The organism is Nitrosomonas sp. HPC101, assembly GCF_009833125.1.
In the GTDB taxonomy this organism is placed as follows: domain Bacteria; phylum Pseudomonadota; class Gammaproteobacteria; order Burkholderiales; family Nitrosomonadaceae; genus Nitrosomonas.
Genome location: NZ_QRCC01000001.1, coordinates 63,710 through 83,574, shown reverse-complemented (window position 1 = coordinate 83,574; position 19,865 = coordinate 63,710). Strand labels below are relative to the sequence as shown.

Below are 19,865 nucleotides of genomic sequence, written 5' to 3'. Positions count from 1 at the left end.
TGATGAGCAGTAACGAAGGAACCACCTGAAGGATGTAGAATTCAGATGGTTCTTTTTTTGTCAGACCGTGGCAGTGGCAATGCGGGAGTGAATGTATCCCAGCGCCTGTTCCACCTGATCGATCAGAATAAGGCAAAGTTCTCCGGCTTCCAGGTTGGTCAATGCAATATCGATTGCTTTGAATTCACCATGAATTTCACTGACCTTGCGTACACGTTTCGCATTCTCCAGACCTTCTCGCAGCAACCCAAGTACTTCGCCATCGGCACGTCCGCGCTGGCATTGATCCTGAAACAGAACAACCTCATCGAACACATCCCCCAGAATCCGGGTTTGTAGCCGAATGTCTTCATTCCGGCGATCACCTGCTGCACTGATGACAACGGTACGTTTCTTGGCCGGGATATGGTCAATCGCACATACCAGCGCTTCCATCGCATCCGGGTTGTGCCCGTAATCTGCAATCAGCGTGGCTTCACGGTAATTGAACAGATTGAATCTGCCTGGAACAGTCTGCGTATCACTGACAAAATCGCTCAATCCGGCACAAATAGTTATCCAGTCCAGACCGGATGCCAATCCTGCGCCGATGGCTGCCATAACATTTTCGATCTGGAAGCTGATCATGCCATTCTTCGTCAACCGGATTTTATCGAGCGGTATCCGTCGTTCGGTTCCGGCTTCAGCCACAACAATCTGTTGTTTTTCCAGATAGATCACACGTTTGCCTTGGATACGCTGTTCCAGAATCACCGGGTGGCGGCAATTGCAGGAAAAAAATGTGACGCTACCCGGGCAATGGTTTGCCATGTCCAGAACCAGAGGATCATCCGCGTTCAACACGGCAACACCTTTCTCCGGATTGACGTTCTCCACGATGGTGCGTTTGACAGCAGCCAATTCCTCGGCTGTATTGATATTGGCCAGACCAAGATGATCTCCCCGGCCAATATTCGTGACAACGGCTACATTGCAGTAATCAAAACCCAACCCTTCGCGCAGAATACCGCCGCGTGCGGTTTCCAGTACTGCAGCATCCACATCGGGGTGGAACAGAATATTCCTGGCACTCTGAGGGCCGCTGCAATCGCCGGTATCCACACACTGGCCATTCACAAATACACCATCGGTACAGGCAATACCTACTCGTAACCGACTGTTTTCCAGCATATTGGCAATCAAACGCACCGTAGTGGTTTTTCCATTAGTGCCGGTTACTGCAATAACCGGAATACGAGCATCCTCGTCCGGTGCAAACAAATGATTGATGATTGCTTCTCCCACTGCGCGTGGTTTGCCGTATGAAGGTTGCAGATGCATGCGCAAACCTGGAGCGGCGTTAATTTCAATGATTGCCCCCCCTTGTTCTTCCAGCGGATGCGAGATGTTGTTGCATATGACATCGATACCACAAATATCAATACCAGCCATTTGGGCAGCCATCACTGCGCAATCAGCAATAGCAGGGTGAACTGCATCCGTGACATCCGTTGCGGTGCCTCCGGTGGATAGATTAGCATTGTTACGCAATATGACTTGTCTGCCCTCCTGGGGGATGGACATAGCGTTCAATCCCTGCGATGCAAGATGCATCAGAGAAATTTCATCCAGATGAATTTTGGTCAGCAGGTTTGCATGCCCTTCGCTGCGCAACGGGTTGCTATTGATCTGGTTCACCAGCCAGGCAATGCTGTGAATACCATCTCCCATTACCTGAGGTGGATCGCGTCTCGCGGCTGCAACCAGCTTGTCGCCCACGACCAGTAACCGGTAATCACATCCGCTGATATAACGCTCGACCAGTACATTGCTACTTTCCTCTGCTGCAACATGATAGGCCGCTTTTATCTGGTCACGGTCAGTGAGATTAGCCGTAACGCCTCTACCATGGTTCCCATCCTGCGGCTTGACAACGACAGGTGCACCGATTTCGCAGGCCGCTGCCCAGGTATCGTTAGCATTGGCAACTGGTCGTCCGGCCGGAACGGGAATGCCAGCTGCGTGTAACAGTATCTTGGTAAGATCCTTGTCTTGCACAACGGATTCTGCCACTACACTGGTTTGATCACTTTCGGATGCTAGAATACGTCTCTGCCGGCTTCCCCAGCCAAATTGAACCAGACTGCCATCAGTCAGACGACGATAAGGAATGTTGCGTCTGACAGCAGCCTGCACAATAGCGTTTGTGCTGGGTCCAAGGCGAACATCCTCATACAACGCATGCAAACGGGTTATTATTTCGGTTACATTGAACGGAATAGCCTCCAGTGCTGCCTGATATAACGCAAGCGCCTCTTCAAATGCCAGTCTTCCAACAGCTTCCTCGGTATATTCCACGACGATACGACAAGTGTTTGGCTCTGCCATTTTGGCTACACGTCCGAAGCTCACCGGGCAGCCAGCCTGTTTCTGCAGTCGCAGTGCGATAAAGAGCAGAATAGTGGCTGGTGTTGTTTCCTGCCAATCAATCGGCTGTAGTTGTGTGATATCCGGAAAGCAGTGATGCAAATGTGCTTCCAGGGTGGCAATACGGGCAGGCGTGTATTCATTTTGCCCCAGATCCAGCGTGACTTCGATGGCGGTATGTTTACTCCAGACATTGGGGCCCCGCAGTGCACGAACCTGTAATACCTTCATGGATACTTTCCTTAAATTATCTAACCTTCGAGAGTGGATGGCTTGCTTGATCCTGCAGGAATACGGTCAGGCCGGTTCTGATGAGATCGGATGACATGCCCAGTGCCCAGCCCGCGCCAATGCCTGCCAGAAGATGTACCGTTTCCACGGCATAATTGCCGGTTTCTGCCTGCAATTCATCCAGCCGGACAAGCAGTGTTTCAGCAAAGCCATCCATTAACAGGATTTCCTGGTTACACACGGTAACAGCCCGCTTGCCGTGGGTGGGGCCGGTGCCTTCCCGCCGATGGATGCTGATTACAGGCAGGGCAGGATCACAACTGATATAAATGACTTCGCCCTGACATAAATCCGCCATCTGAACCAGCATGGGATCCTCGGCATTCAGAATGGCGACACCGGTTGAGAGTGCAACTCCCGGCAAAATATCGTCTTTTTTGCCCCCGGTCGGAGAAACCACATCAACCTGGGTTCTCAGTACCTTGAAAACCTGTTCAGACGTTTCAATCCACTGATGATCAAGATGTAATGCGGGTTCGATTCGGGTAACGATTCCGACCTGACAACTGTCATACGCCAAACCTTCTTTAAGCATGGTGTTGAACCCGTTTTCGAATACAGCAGCTTCAACGGTGCGATTCATCAGGATACGACGCGCCGAACTGTAATTGGCACAGTCATTGTGATCGATCTTTTTATGATCAAGGTAAAGCCCACTGCTGCATGCTAATCCGGTGCGTTTGCCTGAAAGCATGAATAAATGGGCAACAAAACGAGCAATCATGGTTTTGCCGTGACTACCAGCAATGCCAACGATGGGGATGCGACCCTGATCCTGATCAGGAAACAGGTGATTGATAATCGCCTCGCCCACCGGTCGCGGTTTGCCGATGGCAGGTTTGATATGCATCAACAGCCCGGGGCCGGCATTGACCTCAACAATAGCGCCGCCCTGCTCGGCAAGCGGTCGTGAGATATCCCCCGCCACCAGATCAATTCCGGCAATGTCCAAGCCGACGATTCGTGCTGCCAGGGCAGCCAGGGCAGCCGTGGTTGGATGGACGTCGTCGGTAACATCGATTGCGTGATTACCGTTGCGCTGTATCCGTACTGCTAAATCAGCGGGGGGAATGGAATCACAGGTGAAACCCTGATGTGCAAGTTCCACTTTGACTGTATCGCCCAGCTTGATGAGATTGAGGGGATGATTTTCAGTGCTGCCCCGGCGTGGATCGGAATTGATCTGTTCTTCTATCAGTTGTGCGATGCTGGAAATACCATCTCCTGTCACGAAAACCGAATCTCCCCGTGCAGCGGCTACAAGTTGCCCACCAACGATAAGCAGGCGATGTTCGATTCCAGGAATATAGCGCTCAATCAATACATCGCTGCCTTCCCGCAGCGCAGCCGGGAAAGCGGATTCGATTTCCTCGCGAGTGTTCAGCTCGATAAAAACGCCACGTCCATGATTGCCGTCGCCGGGTTTGAGCACGACAGGAAAACCGATGGCTTCGGCGGCCAGCCAGGCATCGGTTGGATCGGTCGCGATACGCCCTTCCGGGACGGGCACGCCGCAGGCGCGTAACAGTGATTTGGTCAATGTCTTGTCACGCGAAATGCTTTCAGCAATGGCGGTGGTCCGATCCGTTTCCGCTGTCCAGATATAGCGGCTGCATGATCCTTGCCCCAGTTGAATGAGATTGCCTTTGTCCAGTAGACGGATCGCCGGGATGTTATGCGTGGCAGCAGCATCGACGATGCAGGCGGTTGAAGGGCCGATCCAGTGCGAATCGATCATGTCACGCAACTGTCCGAGAGCATCCTGCACATCGTAGGCGGCTTGTATCCGATCGAATCCCATTGCGGCCAGTACCAGTTCCCGCGCCAAATGCAGTGCCTTGAGCGTTATTCCCTGATGCCACGCGCTGACGACCACCTTATATATCCCGGGAGTCGAGGTTTCACGTGCTCGGCCAAATCCACCTCGCATTCCGGCAAGATTCTGCAATTCAAGTGTGACATGTTCAAGAATATGGCAGGGCCAGGTTCCTTCCTGCACCCGGCGCAAAAAGCCACCATGTTCGCCATAACTGCAGCGATGCTCAATCAGTGAGGGTAGCCACGATGACAGATGTTCATAAAAACCGGGAATTGTATCCGAGGGGTAGTTCTCAAGCTCGCCAATATCGACGATGGCTTCCAGAACCGGGTGATATGTCCACATATTGGGACCGTTCAGATGACGTATTTCAAGAAATTTGAGATCTTTGCTACTGTGAACAGCGGGTTCGGTATGAATTGCAGTATGCGTTGACATGAAGGGATGATCTGAATGTACACTCTCCAATTAACGCAGGATATGCCAAATCGGTTTACAGCAAAAACGCAGATATTAAAAAAACGGTTTAAAGAAAACGATCCAGCAATTTATTGCTATGGCGATCCAGTGCTGACCGGTCACGAATCAGAAAATGGATACCGCAACTGTCAGTAATCAGCAGGGTAGTGGGTGACAGTCGACGGATATCTTCCTCACCTTTGAGAATAAAACAGGTTTCTCCCCGATCCGTCTGTACCTGCCAGGTGCTGGGTGTGGCGAAACTAGAAACGCTGTCAATACACTTTATTTCGGGCATGAATTCGCGGCTGACAAGCTCCTGTTCAATCAGAATACGTTCTGTTGCGGGTAATTCAGCCAAATTGTCTATCCAGACGACTTCATGACCCTGGTTGTCGACCAGTGCAATACCTTCACCGGCAGCGGTGATCGGGAATGCGCGCACAGGCACCACCTCTTCGGGAATCTGATTTTGTGTCATGATGGTCAGTTTGCCAAAGACGTTCCGGCTTAGTTTGCAATCAAATAGGTTCATACACGGTTGCTCCGGATATCCATGGTTTTCTCGGCTGTATCAGATCGGTTTTCATCATTGCTACTACGCGACTGGGATTGATACAACTGATAATAGTGTCCCTGGCGAGCCATCAGCTCTTCGTGGCTTCCCGTTTCCACGATTCTGCCGTGATCCAGTACAACCAGCCGGCTTGCTTCCTGCAAGGTTGACAGACGATGAGCGATTGCAATGGTTGTCCGGCCGGAGACGAGGTTATCGAGCGCGCTCTGGATTTCCTGCTCGGTTTGGGTATCGACTGACGACGTGGCTTCATCCAGTATCAGGATACGCGGATCGATCAGTAGTGCCCGGGCGATGGAAATCCGTTGCCTTTCACCGCCAGACAATGCCTGACCGCGTTCTCCCACCAGGGAATCATAACCATAAGGCAGACGCAGAATGAATTCATGAGCATGGGCCGCACGTGCTGCTGCGATGATTTCCTTGCGGGAAGCAGCAGGGTTGCCATAGGCGATATTCTCGGCAATGGTGCCGAAAAAAAGAAAAGGTTCCTGCAGTACCAGCCCGATATGTTTTCGATATTCTGCGATGGGAAGCGTACGGACATCGACACCATCGATCAGAATGGAACCATCGGTGACATCATAAAAGCGGCAAATCAGGTTGATGAGCGTGCTTTTGCCTGAGCCGCTGTGCCCGACCAGTCCGATCATCTCACCAGATTCAATCGTGAAATCAAGGTTTTGGATCACCCAGCGAGTTCCATAACGAAAACTGACGTTATGCAATTCGATATGACCTTTCATCGCTGGCAGATAAACAGGTTTTACCGGTTCAGGAACACTGGAAACGTGATCGAGAATATCGAAAATCCGTTTGGTGCCGGCTGCTGCCTTTTGTGTGGCCGAGACAATTCGGCTCATTGAATCCAGCCGCAGATAGAAGCGGCTGATGTAGGCCAGGAAAGCAGTGAGCACGCCCACGGTGATGTGATCCTGCGATACCTGCCAGATACCAAAAATCCAGACGACCAGCAGACCGCATTCTGTTAGTAGTGTTACCGTAGGCGTAAACAGCGCCCAGACTTTATTGACACGATCATTGATTTCCACATTGCGCCGATTGACTGTACGAAAACGCTCGATCTCCCTTTTTTCCTGCGCAAATGCCTTGACCACGCGAATGCCAGGTAAGGTATCTGCCAGGACGTTGTTGACTTCGGCCCAGACCCGATTGGTTTTTTCAAAACCGACACGCAACCGGTCACGAACCAGATGAATCAGCCAGCCGATGATCGGCAAAGGGAGCAGAGTGACGAGCGCCAGCCATGGATCAATCGATACCAGGATGACGACAGTCAGGGTGATCATGAGCACATCAGTGGCAAAATCGAGCAGATTGAGCGAAAGAAACAGATTGATCCGATCGGTTTCCGCGCCGATACGCGCCATCAGGTCGCCGGTACGTTTGCCGCCGAAATAGGCTTGTGACAGTTTGAGCAGATGTTCGTAGGTTGTGGTTCGCAAATCCGCACCAATGCGCTCTGATACTTTGGCCAGCGTATAGGTGCGTGCCCAGCCCAGTATCCAGGCTACTATTGCCGCTGCCAGCAGGCCAGATAGATAAAGCGTCACTTGATCGACATCAATCGGGTGACCGTTTTGATACGGAATCAGCACATTGTCCATCAATGGCATGGTCAGGTAGGGTGGTACTAGTGCAGCTGCAGTGCTGCCCAACATCAGCATGAAACCGGTAAACAACTGCCATCTGTATGGTCTGGCAAAACGCCAGAGGCGGAACAGCGTCCAGCTGGAGGGAGGGGCAGTGATTGCTTCCTGATCGCTAGCTGAGGAACGTTCGCCATTATCCATTGAAGCCGATGTATCATCTGGGGCTTTGCTTCCGGCTGATTCTGCCGCAGCAGTATTCGGCCGAACGGTATGCGTGGCAATCAGTCGGGAAAAACAGGAAATCAGTTGATCCACCGCCTGATGCCTGCCCAGTGTGCAATGCCAGCAAGCAAGCCGTGCGTGGGTATCGGACAATTCGATACTGTAAACGCCGGCGTGATCCTGACAAGTCAGTTTCATATCCTCCCGACAAAGCCATTCCTGCCAATTTTCATCGTTTGCCATTCTGGCGAGAACGCGGTGTGCGGTAATCACTACCAGCCCCGATGAAAAATTCAATCGGTTGTCGAGATCGATTTCCAGCCAGGCATGAATCTGTTCATGCTCGCTGAGTGTGGAATTAATCTGTGTTTGCCAGCGTGATGGAAAATCAGGAAAGGTTGTATGAGGTAGATCACCGGTATTGGATTGCATTGATCACAAAAAAGTTGGGCGTAATACGGAAAGAGCGGCTGCTGGAACAGTACATCCACCTGAAGAAAATGGCCGGATTGAATCCGGCCATTTTCTTCAGTTATTTATTCTGCAGATTACTGGAGAAATGCATCATTCATCAATTGTGGTAGTTGAATCCCAGGTATTTTCTGCATCATGGGAATCGGTAATGTTTTCTTTAGCATCTTGCAAATAATCGCGGGTAATATCCGTGTTGTCTTCAGTTACTGAATCCTGAGCCGCGTTGATTGGGACGGTTGTATTTTCAGTATCTTGAATCTCGGCAGGGTTAAAGGGGCGGGTAATTTCATCGAAATCTGCCGTATCGCCGGTATCGGCCTCGGTTTCTGAGGTGTCAGCTGTATTGGTTTCTCCACCGTAATTGCCATGATCAGCATCCTCACCGGAAACAGTATTTTCAGCAGTTTCATCAGCTTCATCAGCTGCTTCATAATCATTATCAGCATTTTTAATTTCCTGTGATCCGGCATGAGGATCCTCGATCAGGATTAGCGGAGCGAGCATAATATTATCATCGATCCCGTTATTCACTTGCCAATAGCTGTGGATCGCAAGGAAAAGCAGCAGGCTGGCTGTCAGCAGCAATCTACCAGCATGTGCGGAAAACCAGTGATAGCCGCTCTGGGTTGAAATGCCGGTGCCTGCATGCAGTACTTCTGTTGACTGGTAACGTTCCAGAGCAGCCCTGCGTGCTGCCTGCAATCGATAGCGGGTACCCGGAGTCGCGTCATTCAGACTGTGATCCAACAGATTTGCTATGATTCTTCCTGTTTTTTCCTCTTCATTCATTGTTTGACTCCTTTACTTTCCAACAGAGCAGCAAGTGTGTGTGTGGCACGAGAACAATGTGTCTTTACGCTGCCCTCCGAGCAATCCATGACTTTGGCGGTTTCGGATACATCCATCTCTTCCCAGTAACGCAGCAGGAAGGCTTCCCGTTGACGTGGCGGCAAAGTTTCCAGCGCCTTGCTGATCAACTCGATGAGCTCGGATTGTTCCGCTGCAATACCAGGATTGTTCTTATAGCTAAAATCCTGCACTACCAGTAGTGATTCGGGGAGATCGGAATATTCAGTGTTTTTTTCGCCCAAGGCAGGTGTGAATGCTGAAAACAGGGTTACCCAGAGTGAACGTGATTTCTGCCGCCGGTAAAAATCACGAATAGTATTTTGCAGAATGCGTTGAAACAGCAGAGGGAGTTCGGCAAGCGATTTATGTGCATATTTTTCCGTCAGCTTCATCATTGAATCCTGCACAATGTCCAGTGCAATGTGTTCATCCTGTACGGCGAATAATGCCTGCTTGTATGCACGCAGCTCAACTTCGCTTAGAAAATCAGAAAGTTCTTGCCGAGTAGCCAGAGTGACCTGCCTTGGAGTTTTTTAATATGCTTGTGAATCGTTTTCAGCGATGCTGCCATCTGGCGGTTTTTCGTTTTTATACAGACTTGAGTGCGGGCAGGAGCAGCAAAGACAAGTGATATTATAGCTTTACCAGCGATGAAACAGCCATATCGAGATCGGTTCGTATTGTTTCAGTTTTGCGGGGTTATATAATCTGGTTGTTTGGATTGATTACAGTACTACTGGTCTGTCGGGGAGCTCACTTTTCCTTTGATGGGTGCTGGTCGGGAAAAACTGCTGTAAAACCCGGGTTGACAGATCGATTCCGGCAAGCACACCTTGCTCGAATTGCCCGTGTCCAAAGGCAGTTTTCATGGTAGTACATGCCGTTTCCCAGACGGTTTGGTCGACTTTGGCATGAATGCCCCGATCCGCTACGATTTCCACATCATGATCTGCCATCAACAGATAAATCAGCACACCATTATTGTATTCGGTATCCCATACCCGTAGCAGGGAAAATACGTCGATGGCCCGTTCACGAGCAATCTGCTTCTGCAGCAGCAGGGGCAGATCGAGTGAGGCTTCCATCGCGAAGACAATTTCACCGCCATGCAGGGTTTCAGAGTGCGCAATAGCCTGTTCGATTACTGTCAGCGTGGTAGGTGGAAATGCACGCTTTAGCGCTGACTGGCCCGTGATGAGATGCCGGAGGATACGCATAGAATCCATATTTTTCCTCAAAATCTGTTCAATATCTCACTGAAGGGCGCATTGAAATTGAACTTAAAATGCTCACATACTTCGAGTACGCTCCGCTTTCTTGTTCAATCTTGTCTTGCACTGCATCCCTTAATTGAAATTTTGAACAAATTCTCATTACCATCTTCCCGAGGCGCCGCCACCGCCAAAACCACCTCCTCCACCCCGGAATCCACCGCCACCTAGCCCCCCTCCTCTCGGCCAGTTCCGGTATCCATTCCTGTATCCGCCCTGGTGGATAATTCTTCCCGTTTGTTCAAACAGGCCGATGACAAATGCCACAATGGCAATCAGGGCGGCGATCGGCAGTGAGGAAGAAATCAGCCAGATCAGCAAACCTGCGATACCACCGGTGATCGCTGCGCCTGCCATTTTTCCGAATGTGGTTTGCAGCACTCTGCCCAACATCAGTATGACAAATAAAACAGGAATGATATTTTCCAGAATAAATCCTGCTCCAGCCGATTGCCCATGTTGTGTGGGGGTGGGCAGAGGTTCACCTTTAATTACGCTGATAATCTGATTGACGCCTGTCTGCAATCCGCCAAAAAAATTGCCTTGCCTGAATTCAGGAATGATTCCCTGGTCAATAATACGTCGGGCAAGAATATCCGGCAGCACACCTTCAAGTCCGTAACCCGTTTCGATACGCAGGGTTCTGTCGTTTTTTGCAACCAGCAGCAATACGCCGTCATCGATATCTTTACGGCCAAGCTTCCACGTTTCAGCTACCCGTATCGAATATTGCTCGATGGTTTCGGGGTGTGTGGTCGGAACGACTAATATAGCGATCTGACTGCCTTTCTGGGTCTCGAAACCAGCCAGCTGTTGTTCCAGCTGTGTGATTTCTGCTTGCGAGAGCGTTCCGGACAGATCAGTAACGTGTGATTTAAGCGGAGGAATGGCAATATCGGCCTGTACCCCGGTAGCAACAGTACACAGCAGAGCAATAAACAGTAAACTGCTGTATCGTTTGATTCTTGTAAATAAAATCAACATCTCTGCTTATCTGGCCAATCTATTGAGTGGCTGCCGGTGCGCTGAAATCTACAACAGGCGGAGTGGAAATTGCCTGTTCATTTTCTACTGTGAAATTGGGCTTGGTCTGGAATCCGAATAACTTCGCGGTCAGGTTGCTCGGAAACGAGCGCACTGTTACGTTGTATTCCTGCACTGCTTTGATATAGCGATTACGGGCAACAGCAATGCGGTTCTCTGTTCCTTCCAGCTGTGCCTGCAAATCGCGGAAATTGTTATTGGATTTCAGTTCCGGATAGTTTTCCGCTACTGCCAGCAATCGTGTCAATGCGCCGGTCAGTGTGTCCTGTGCACTCTGAAACCGAGCAAAAGCTGCCGGATCATTAAGCAATTCCGGAGTTGCCTGAATACTACCCGCTTTTGAGCGGGCCTGTGTTACACCCAGCAGCACTTCCTTTTCCTGGGCAGCAAAGCCTTTTACCGTACTGACCAGATTCGGAATCAGATCCGCCCGTCGCTGATACTGGTTGAGTACTTCCGACCAGTTCGATTGAACCTGCTCATCGGTGGTCTGCAATGTATTGTAGCCGCAGCCACTCAATAACGCAGTACTGATTAACAGCATCGCAAGTGTCGAAAAATTTAATCGTAAGAGTGTATGCATGACTATTTTCCTGGATTTTTCTGGAAAAACCGGGCTGGGTGAAACAGGAGGTTATTCCTTCCGTGCTCCAACCCGTTCTTCTGTGTTCGAACCGCCGCGACAAGGCGGGGATTTGCGTGCTGTTTCGCTGCGCGCCTGCCACTCTGCGGGTGTCAGTGTATGCAGTGCCAGCGCGTGAATCGAGTTGATAATTTCTGGTGTCAACGTGGTGTTGACCAGACGATGGCGAGCTACCAGTGGTTTGCTGTTGAATACTTCCGCAACGATCGTTACCTTGAAATGAGATTCAGATCCAGCGGGTACAGCATGATGATTACTTTCGTTGACCACTTCCAGAAACTGCGGCTGCAGCAACTGCAGGCTGTTTTCAATTTGTTCTTTTATACCTGCCATGATGATAGTGGTCTCCCGTCATGATTCCTTGACTCAAACTGATGTGCTTCCGTTGAGATTTCTTCATGGAAAACAGGTTCAATCAACACTGTGAATAGTATCAATTAATATACCATCAGTTCGAGGCAAAAAAGTTGGTGAAGAAGCAGGGATTATGCATCATAAATAAGCGTTTTGAACCAAATTTTGTCACAGAAATGGTAACGCAGACAGTCTTCAGAAGTTCTTCAACAGCAGCGCAGCTTTCTGGTGAATCCCAGTGCCAGTAAACCGGCGATCAGAAGAAGCAGTGGCATTGGTTCGGGGACTTCATTTGGAATTTCTGCCGGATCTTGTGGATTTTCTGGTTTGCTTGCCCAGGAAATCAGGTTTTGTGAATCTTGTAACCATTTTTGACATTGTCCCTTTTTAGTACCACTTGTATATTTGCTAATGCAAGTAGAACTCGATGTCAGGAAAAACAAATCATACAACTCACTTTCTGTTCCATTTTCAGCATTTTCATAGATATTTTTTATCCAGGTATTTGCCAGATCATCTGCATCACCAAATCCTGTTACTTTGAAATTCCCTTTCGCAAGCGGGTTTGTGTGCTGGCTACCATTATTTTCAAACAGAATTTCCCACAATGTGAGCTGGAATGCCGTTAATTCTTTTCCATTTGCCGAATCGTTGAGGTGGCCGCCATAGTTATCAAACAGATAACCAATCCGGGCAATTTCCCAAGAACTAATACCAGCAACACTTCCCGCTGTCAGAGCATCCATTTGGTATGTTGTTCCAGATTTTAGGGCATGAAAAATATCGGCACAAAACGCATAAAAATCCAGTCCTTCATCTGTTTTAAACTTGAATTCTCCTGCGTATACGTTTCCCTGAATGGGTTTTCCCTGATTCCATGGGTTTCCTGACCAGGATGAATTATGGGGAAGGGTTCCTGTAGTTCCATTTCCGAGTGTAGACGTGAGGGTCAGTGTAACCGGGTCAGCATGAACTGTTCCGATTGCGGCAAATAAGGCTGCTGCAATAAATGCTTTTTGCATGGTAAATCTCCTTTCAATCAAAAGTTTTTATTTTTAATACATCGTGTCAATACCAACAGCTGGAGTAAGCATTGATCTTGAACAATCATGATTGATAGGAAGCACATTGCATGCCAAGGCTGCATTAATAGTATATGTTATTGATATAAAATGGAATTTATTGATTTGTGGAAATGGTTCGGCAGAAATAATTTTCTGCTTGTAAACTTTCCTGACAGCCTTTGATTTGTACAGAAATCTTCGGCTATCAACGGTGCAGGAAACTCCGAAAAACACTAGGGGCCCTCTGATAAAGTCCTGTATGGCTGCACACTGTGTTTTGCGGGTGGAATGTAACAGTCAGTTCAGGCAAAATTCGGCAAGAAAGTGGAGTTGCATGCCTGGCGCTATGAAAGAGTGCTACCTTTATTGCTTATTTGCGTCACAACACGATCATCGTTCATTTATGTTGGACAGTCCGATGAACAGAGTTGAGTCTCTTGCTTATAAAATGTCTGGCGGGCCGAGGCCTCCTGCTGCAAACCCATAGTAAATTTCTGTCGATGTCATATGCTAGAAATATTTGAAGGTTAGTATGGTTGCGTGATTGGTTCTCTCACAGCCTTAGTTCCCTCCTGCGAGCAAAAGGCCTTTCAATCCCTGTGCCACTCCCAAGTAGCAGGGATTTCTTTCGTTAGCCGTTACCGAATGCCTTGAGTATAAACAGCTCCCACGCAGCAAGCGGTTGTGCGATAAGTATTCAGGTGACTGAAATTTCGCAAATAATCGACACGTCCTGCGAATGAGTACATTTTATCTGCATTTCTAAAGATGACGTTCTGACAGATGGAGCAGCCTGGCAGATTCTTAACCACAACGAAACGATAGAAAAGAATCAATTGCAGCGAACCTTAGCTGGATGTTTGGCTTGTGATGTACTACCGATTGGTAGATACGTTTGGTTGCGGGGGCAGGATTTGAACCTACGACCTTCGGGTTATGAGCCCGACGAGCTGCCAGACTGCTCCACCCCGCGACTGAACCTAATATTATAAAGCAAGGCTGATTTTAGTCAAACAATAATTTTACGGGATCAATCCTGATGCTTGTCGATTATGCCCATGTGTGGCTCAAGCAGTCCATGATGACGTTCTTTTAGGTAACGTTTTAGCGGGTCATGAATCACACGAAAAGCAATATCATTCCAGGGAATTTGCTGTTCTTCAAAAAGCCTGACTTCCAGGCTTTCAATTCCTGGAGAAAAATCAATATCCAGTAATTTTGCTCGAAATAAAAGATAAACCTGGCTGATATGCGGCAGGCTGTAGATTGCATAGAGTTCTTGAATTTCCACTCGAGCATTGGCTTCTTCAAGTGTTTCCCGTGTTGCACCCTGAATCAGGGTTTCATTGTTTTCCATGAATCCTGCGGGCAAGGTCCATTTACCTCGATGAGGCGCAATTGCACGCTTGCATAATAGAATCTTGTTTTCCCATTCCGGAATACAGCCGACAATTACCTTCGGATTTTGATAATGAATAGCATGGCAGTCTGGGCAGATATATCGTGGCAGCGTATCTCCTTCCGGGATACGTAAAATAACTTTACTGCCACATTCGCTACAGAATTTCATGTCTGAAAAATATGATTAACGTGTTACTTTGAATTTGAATTCAGCAAGCAGTTTATCTGATTGATCCGTGGCTGTAGCGCGCCACGAGCCCAATCTGTTCTGATTAAGTACCTTGCTGGAATAAGTACGCCAATCGCTGTCGCCAATTGGAAGCATCACCCTGGCAACGCGTTTGTCACGGTAATACCAATTGACAAATACTTTGCCACCTTTGAATTTGTTGAAGTGTAGAAAAAGAAAGATTGGCCTACTTGGTTTCCCTGCGAGAGAAATTCTGCCGATGTTATCAAGCGGGGCTCTCTGTCGGATATTTGAAGTCAGCTGTGCATTGACCAGACCAGCAGGATGCTTGATGTCTTGCATCTCGTTTTGAGGGAGCTGAGAAGCAGGGGATTCCGGTTTGAACTCAGGTCTGATGGGTGGAGCCGGTACGGTTGAAGAAATTGAATCAGACGTTGTTGCATTGGGTATGTTCTCAATGTACCCGGATTTGGTATGTGCACCGGAAAATTCATCAGATTCCGGATTGCTGCCAGCGGGTTGATCCGGCAAAAATTCGGTGGCTGGCGCAGGTTGTGCTGGTACAGCAGAGAGGATATCAGAGCTGGCCGGAAGCGTTGTCGATAAGGATGTTTCAGCCGGATTTATCTCAACTGCTTCATCGCTGCTGGACATACTCTCTGAAACAAGCCAGAAAATTGCTGCTAATACAAGTAGGAGTAGCAGTGACACTCCAATGATCCTGGACCAGTTATATATATAAACAGGAGGGGTGGTTGGTAGCAGAGATTCTTCCGCCAGTTCTGATGAATCCTGTTCAATAGCAGGGTAATTAACTGGCTGATCCAGCCGGATACGAATTTTTAACTGGGTATTATCGTTGGACATAGTGGTCGGGTATTGTATGGGATCATTTTCAATACCGTTAATATAATTCTGCTCTATAAATTATTACAAATTTATCCTGGCAAGCAGAGTATCTCGCTCTTCCAGTAACTCCACCACCAGTGCAGCACCTGCCAGATTGATGTCCAGGTCATGTTGCAAGCGGTTAACAATCAACGCCCGCCGCAGTGCAATTCTGCTGAAAAACCAGTACTCCGGCCCAGTCCCAATGGGCTCAAGAATGCCTTCATGCACCAGTGCTATCACCCACTCAGCATCGACCTTACAGACCTGGCAAAGCTCTGGCAGCGAAATTTCCTTATTTTCCTCAAGAATAGTGCCATTTAGTATGTCATGTTCCATATGCATCAGGTATATCAGATATTGAATCCGGCGCGTGGATTGAATGCAAGTTTCTGCTCCATCTCGCGATAAAGCGCTCGAGCTTGTTCATTATCAGCAGGGGGTAAAACAATCTGCAAGACTACATACAAATCACCTGGTGATGAAGCTGGAATGCCTCGGCCTTTCAGACGCAACTTTTGTCCTGGGCGAGAGTTAATCGGGATTTTAAGATCAACCTTGCCAGCGGGAGTTGGAATCGGGATGGTAGTGCCCAGCGCGGCTTCCCAGGGAGCAACAGGCAATTCCAGCAAAATATCTTTGCCTTCCACACTAAAGTACGGATGAGACTTGAATATGATTTCAAGGTATAGATCTCCCGCTTTGCCGTGACCTGCTCCGGGACTTCCCTGGCCAGCCAGCCGGATATGCTGTCCCTGTTGTATCCCTTTGGGGATACGAACATTCAATGTACGTTCCCGGACATGTGGTCGCCCATCAGGGCCAGGTTCCATATGTTGCAGAGTCAGGCTGCGAACGCCGCCATGGAAAGAATCTTCAAGATCTATTGAAATTTTTGCATGGGAATCTTCTCCTTGCAGGTTAAACCCCTGATGGCCACGCTGGTGGTTGTGCTGGTTTCTCCCAAACAACGCCTCAAAAAAACTGCTGAACTGCGAGGCGGCTGATTGTGCGAATTCGCCTCCATGAAACTCAAACCCCTGGTTCCATTCCGGCGGGGGCTGAAATTCCTGTCCGCTTTTCCAGCGTGTGCCCAGGCGGTCGTAAGCAGCTCGCTTTTCAGGATCCTTCAGCACTTCATATGCTTCCCCGATTTCTTTGAAGCGTGCTTCGGCTTCCGGTTCCTTGCTGACATCAGGGTGGTACTTGCGCGCCAGTTTGCGATATGTGCGTTTGATAGCATCTTGCGTTGCATCACGCTGGATGCCCATGATCTGATAGTAATCCTTGTATTCCATTTTTAATGTGTCTGGGCAAAGTGGTTATATTGGACCCGAATAATTTGTTAGACGGCACCTGCTGTTTGCGCGGGCAGTGATGATCTATTTGCGGCTATTTTGGCTGCTTGCCCGATGTCCATAGGTCCGGTTATGGACCTTCCCTCCTAGTAAAGCTGTCTCGCAACGTGTTTCATCATTTTTTGCACCCTGATGGATCATTTGGGTTAAGTCAGCCAGAGCGTTTATGTGTCGATACAGCATACCCGGTCACGTCCCGATTCCTTGGCTTCATACAGTGCTGCATCTGCGCGTGCAATCAGATCATTCGGTGTTGTATCGTCGTGACGGCTCTGGGCAATACCAATGCTCAGCGTAATCTGAATCGGGTGTTCTTTGAATGAAAGACAGGCAGCACTGGCTGCGGTCCGGATCCGTTCCGCTGTTTTGATCGCTGCACCGGAGTTGGTTTCAGTCAGGATAACCATGAATTCATCGCCTCCAAAACGTGCGGCATAGTCTATCGTTCTGATTGACTTCAGTAAAACGGAAGCTACTGCGACCAAAATTCTATCTCCCACGATATGGCCAAGTTTATCATTTATGGTTTTGAAATAATCAATGTCTATCATTAACAGGCAGAAGGGGCGATCATGACGTTTGAATCTGGCTAACTGTTCTGACAGGATGGTATCGAGCCTCGTACGGTTATACAGACCTGTCAGACCATCTGTTATCGAAAGTTTCTGCAGTAGCTGGTTTTGTCGTTGCATGGCCTGATTGGCCGCTATGATTTCCGCATGTTTGTTGCGTAATGCGTCGGTCATTTGATTGAACATGTTGGTCAACTGACCCACCTCGTCTTTCCGCTTGGCGGGCAGATGAATATCCAGATTGCCTTCCACAATTCCCTTGACTGCATTGATCAGCTGCTTCAGTGGTATAACGATAGAACGCCCCATATACAAAGCTACGCTGGTTACGATAATGATAAACATGCCGACAAACTCAAGAAAACGATTACGTAGTTTTATCCATGCAGCTTGTATAGCACTGTGATCCTGCTCTACCAGAATTGTTACCGGGATGCTTTCTGATGCGTAGGCCAGGCCGATTGCTTTAGGGTAAGACAATCCATCATAGGATATGGATTCTTCAAACATCTGGATTAATTCCCATTGATGTGGACTGAGTGCTGCCTGATGATCAACACCAGGAGCGCTGCCCAGCAGTACTTTACCATTCTGGTTCAGTATGACGATTTCACTTGACGAAAATTTTTTGATTTCAGTCAGTTTGTTTTTGAAGGCTCCTAAATCCAAGGTGGCAGCGATGGCGCCGATTAATCGGCTGTCATACGACAGTACCGGGTAAACGAAACTGACGGTTGCCGTAGCATAACGTTCATTCCAGGCAGGAAGGATTGCGATGGTTCCCGAGGTAAGGGAAGTATGAGTCCATTGTTCAGGGGATTCACGTACTTCAGGCGTACTGGCACTACTTGCCACAATTTTCCGGTGATCGTCGAAAACAGTTAATTCAAGTATTTCGTCCAGCTTCACCTGTACCGAGCGCAAATAACTGGCCATAACGAATTGCGTTTGCTTTATGGCATCGCTATTCTTGTCGTTCGAAAACTGTTTTAAAGTGGTTAATCCTTCAATAACAGGGCTGGATGTCGATAATGCGCGGATGGTAAGTGTATTCTCTTCTACCCATTGATTCAGCTGACGGTTGATATTGTCGGTGAGTGTGCGTAATTCACGAGTAATGCTGTCGCTGATCAGCATTTCGTTCTGCTTGAACGACAATAAGCCGAGACCGGTTGTGGGCAGCAAGGTGGCAATCACGGCAAAAATTACAATCTTGCCTTTTATACTGTACAGAACCGGTCTCAAGATGCGCTAAACCATAAATAAAGTGATAAAAACCATGTAACTTGGATGTACATGCCTGATATATCCGGTGTATCGCGTCAATTAAATAGATATTGTCCTTTTTCCAGAAAAGAAAAGCGGTAAAACTACAGGAAAAATGATTATTCCAATCGTACTCTCGGATCTGCCAGAGTATAGGAAATATCCGTTAGTACTAATCCTGCGATATACAGCAATGACCCTAGAAACACCATTGCGCGTACTACTGCAAAATCCTGTGATTGAATGGCATCAATGGTGTAACTACCCAGTCCTGGAATACCAAAGAATGATTCAGTAATTAATCCTCCAAGAAATAACAGGGGAATGACGACAACCGCTCCAGTCAGTATAGGTATCATTGCATTCTTGAGAACATGCCTGAACAGTACAATATTTTCCGATAATCCTTTGGCCCGGGCGGTGCGTACATATTCCCTGTTGATTTCTTCCAGGAAAAGGGTGCGATACCAGCGTGTATTGGCACCGGCGCTGCTGATGACGCCCACAATAATCGGTAACAGAAGAAAACGAATGGCATCCAACCCGTTGCCAAATCCGGATATCGGTACCAGATGCCATAGCTTCCCGATCAGGAACTGCCCGGCAATGATATAAAACAGGCTGGAGATGGACATGAGCATAACGCACAGGATAACCCCCCAGAAATCGACGTAGGTGGCTCGGAAAAAAACCATTATCAGGGCAAAGGTAATGTAGAACAGCAAACCCAATAGAAATACAGGTAGCGCAATTGCCAGACTGGGCCACATGCGTGACTGGATTTCATGTGTGATATCGCGTCCATCGTCGGCGCGACCAAAATCGAAAACAAACATCGAAACGGACTTTTCAAAAAAAATTGTATCGGTGAGTTGTTTGATTCCGTGAGCTGTTTCGTTGTAGAGCAGGGGTTTGTTGTAACCATGTTCCTGCTTCCATTTCCATACGGCTTCCTCTGTAACGTGTTTTGTTCCCAGATGCATGCGTGCCATATCATCAGGCGTGTTAACCACGAAAAAGAGTGAAAATGTGATGAGATTGACACCGACAAGAATCGGAATCGCATAAAACAACCGTCGAATAATGTAATTTAGCATAATTACG

General features: G+C 48.3%; 17 protein-coding genes and 1 tRNA gene. All 18 read right to left on the bottom strand.

What is annotated here, in order from left to right; genetic code table 11:
• Positions 1-60: 60 nt before the first annotated feature.
• Positions 61-2,637, bottom strand: a complete 2,577-nt coding sequence (cphA, locus tag ABO04_RS00340) for a cyanophycin synthetase (RefSeq protein WP_160808637.1) — start codon at positions 2,635-2,637, stop codon at positions 61-63.
• Positions 2,638-2,653: 16 nt separating this feature from the next.
• Positions 2,654-4,954, bottom strand: coding sequence for a cyanophycin synthetase (gene cphA / locus ABO04_RS00335; RefSeq protein WP_160808636.1), 2,301 nt, complete (start codon positions 4,952-4,954; stop codon positions 2,654-2,656).
• Positions 4,955-5,042: 88 nt separating this feature from the next.
• Positions 5,043-5,510 carry a DUF1854 domain-containing protein gene (locus tag ABO04_RS00330; RefSeq protein ID WP_160808635.1) on the bottom strand — a complete coding sequence of 156 codons (468 nt, stop codon included), beginning with the start codon at positions 5,508-5,510 and terminating at the stop codon, positions 5,043-5,045.
• Positions 5,507-7,819, bottom strand: a complete 2,313-nt coding sequence (locus ABO04_RS00325) for an ABC transporter ATP-binding protein (protein ID WP_160808634.1) — start codon at positions 7,817-7,819, stop codon at positions 5,507-5,509. Before ABO04_RS00325 ends, ABO04_RS00330 begins: the two co-directional genes overlap by 4 nt.
• Positions 7,820-7,951: 132 nt before the next feature.
• Positions 7,952-8,650, bottom strand: a complete 699-nt coding sequence (locus tag ABO04_RS00320) for a DUF3619 family protein (RefSeq protein WP_160808633.1) — start codon at positions 8,648-8,650, stop codon at positions 7,952-7,954.
• Positions 8,647-9,222: an RNA polymerase sigma factor gene (locus ABO04_RS00315; protein ID WP_160808905.1), complete on the bottom strand. Its 576-nt coding sequence runs from the start codon at positions 9,220-9,222 to the stop codon at positions 8,647-8,649. Before ABO04_RS00315 ends, ABO04_RS00320 begins: the two co-directional genes overlap by 4 nt.
• Positions 9,223-9,435: 213 nt before the next feature.
• Positions 9,436-9,936 (bottom strand): TPM domain-containing protein, encoded by a 501-nt coding sequence (locus ABO04_RS00310; protein ID WP_160808632.1) that lies wholly within the window; start codon positions 9,934-9,936, stop codon positions 9,436-9,438.
• A 147-nt stretch (positions 9,937-10,083) separates the two neighbouring features.
• A complete protein-coding gene (locus ABO04_RS00305) occupies positions 10,084-10,965 on the bottom strand; it encodes a YgcG family protein (RefSeq protein WP_160808631.1) in 882 nt (293 codons plus the stop codon).
• A gap of 19 nt (positions 10,966-10,984) precedes the next feature.
• Positions 10,985-11,608, bottom strand: coding sequence for a LemA family protein (locus ABO04_RS00300; protein WP_160808630.1), 624 nt, complete (start codon positions 11,606-11,608; stop codon positions 10,985-10,987).
• Positions 11,609-11,659: 51 nt separating this feature from the next.
• Positions 11,660-12,001 (bottom strand): BolA/IbaG family iron-sulfur metabolism protein, encoded by a 342-nt coding sequence (locus ABO04_RS00295; protein ID WP_160808629.1) that lies wholly within the window; start codon positions 11,999-12,001, stop codon positions 11,660-11,662.
• Positions 12,002-12,228: 227 nt separating this feature from the next.
• A complete protein-coding gene (locus tag ABO04_RS00290) occupies positions 12,229-13,044 on the bottom strand; it encodes a PEP-CTERM sorting domain-containing protein (protein WP_160808628.1) in 816 nt (271 codons plus the stop codon).
• Positions 13,045-13,982: 938 nt separating this feature from the next.
• A tRNA-Met gene (locus ABO04_RS00285) sits at positions 13,983-14,059 on the bottom strand.
• Between the two features lie 57 nt (positions 14,060-14,116).
• Positions 14,117-14,656: an NUDIX hydrolase gene (locus tag ABO04_RS00280; RefSeq protein WP_160808627.1), complete on the bottom strand. Its 540-nt coding sequence runs from the start codon at positions 14,654-14,656 to the stop codon at positions 14,117-14,119.
• A 15-nt stretch (positions 14,657-14,671) separates the two neighbouring features.
• A complete protein-coding gene (locus ABO04_RS00275) occupies positions 14,672-15,544 on the bottom strand; it encodes a DUF2914 domain-containing protein (RefSeq protein ID WP_160808626.1) in 873 nt (290 codons plus the stop codon).
• 63 nt (positions 15,545-15,607) lie between these two features.
• Positions 15,608-15,904 carry a chaperone modulator CbpM gene (locus ABO04_RS00270; protein ID WP_160808625.1) on the bottom strand — a complete coding sequence of 99 codons (297 nt, stop codon included), beginning with the start codon at positions 15,902-15,904 and terminating at the stop codon, positions 15,608-15,610.
• Between the two features lie 14 nt (positions 15,905-15,918).
• Positions 15,919-16,863 carry a DnaJ C-terminal domain-containing protein gene (locus ABO04_RS00265; RefSeq protein ID WP_160808624.1) on the bottom strand — a complete coding sequence of 315 codons (945 nt, stop codon included), beginning with the start codon at positions 16,861-16,863 and terminating at the stop codon, positions 15,919-15,921.
• 224 nt (positions 16,864-17,087) lie between these two features.
• Positions 17,088-18,740 carry a diguanylate cyclase gene (locus ABO04_RS00260; protein WP_160808623.1) on the bottom strand — a complete coding sequence of 551 codons (1,653 nt, stop codon included), beginning with the start codon at positions 18,738-18,740 and terminating at the stop codon, positions 17,088-17,090.
• A gap of 140 nt (positions 18,741-18,880) precedes the next feature.
• On the bottom strand, positions 18,881-19,858 hold the full coding sequence (locus tag ABO04_RS00255) for an ABC transporter permease (protein ID WP_160808622.1): 978 nt from the start codon (positions 19,856-19,858) through the stop codon (positions 18,881-18,883).
• Between the last annotated feature and the right edge of the window lie 7 nt (positions 19,859-19,865).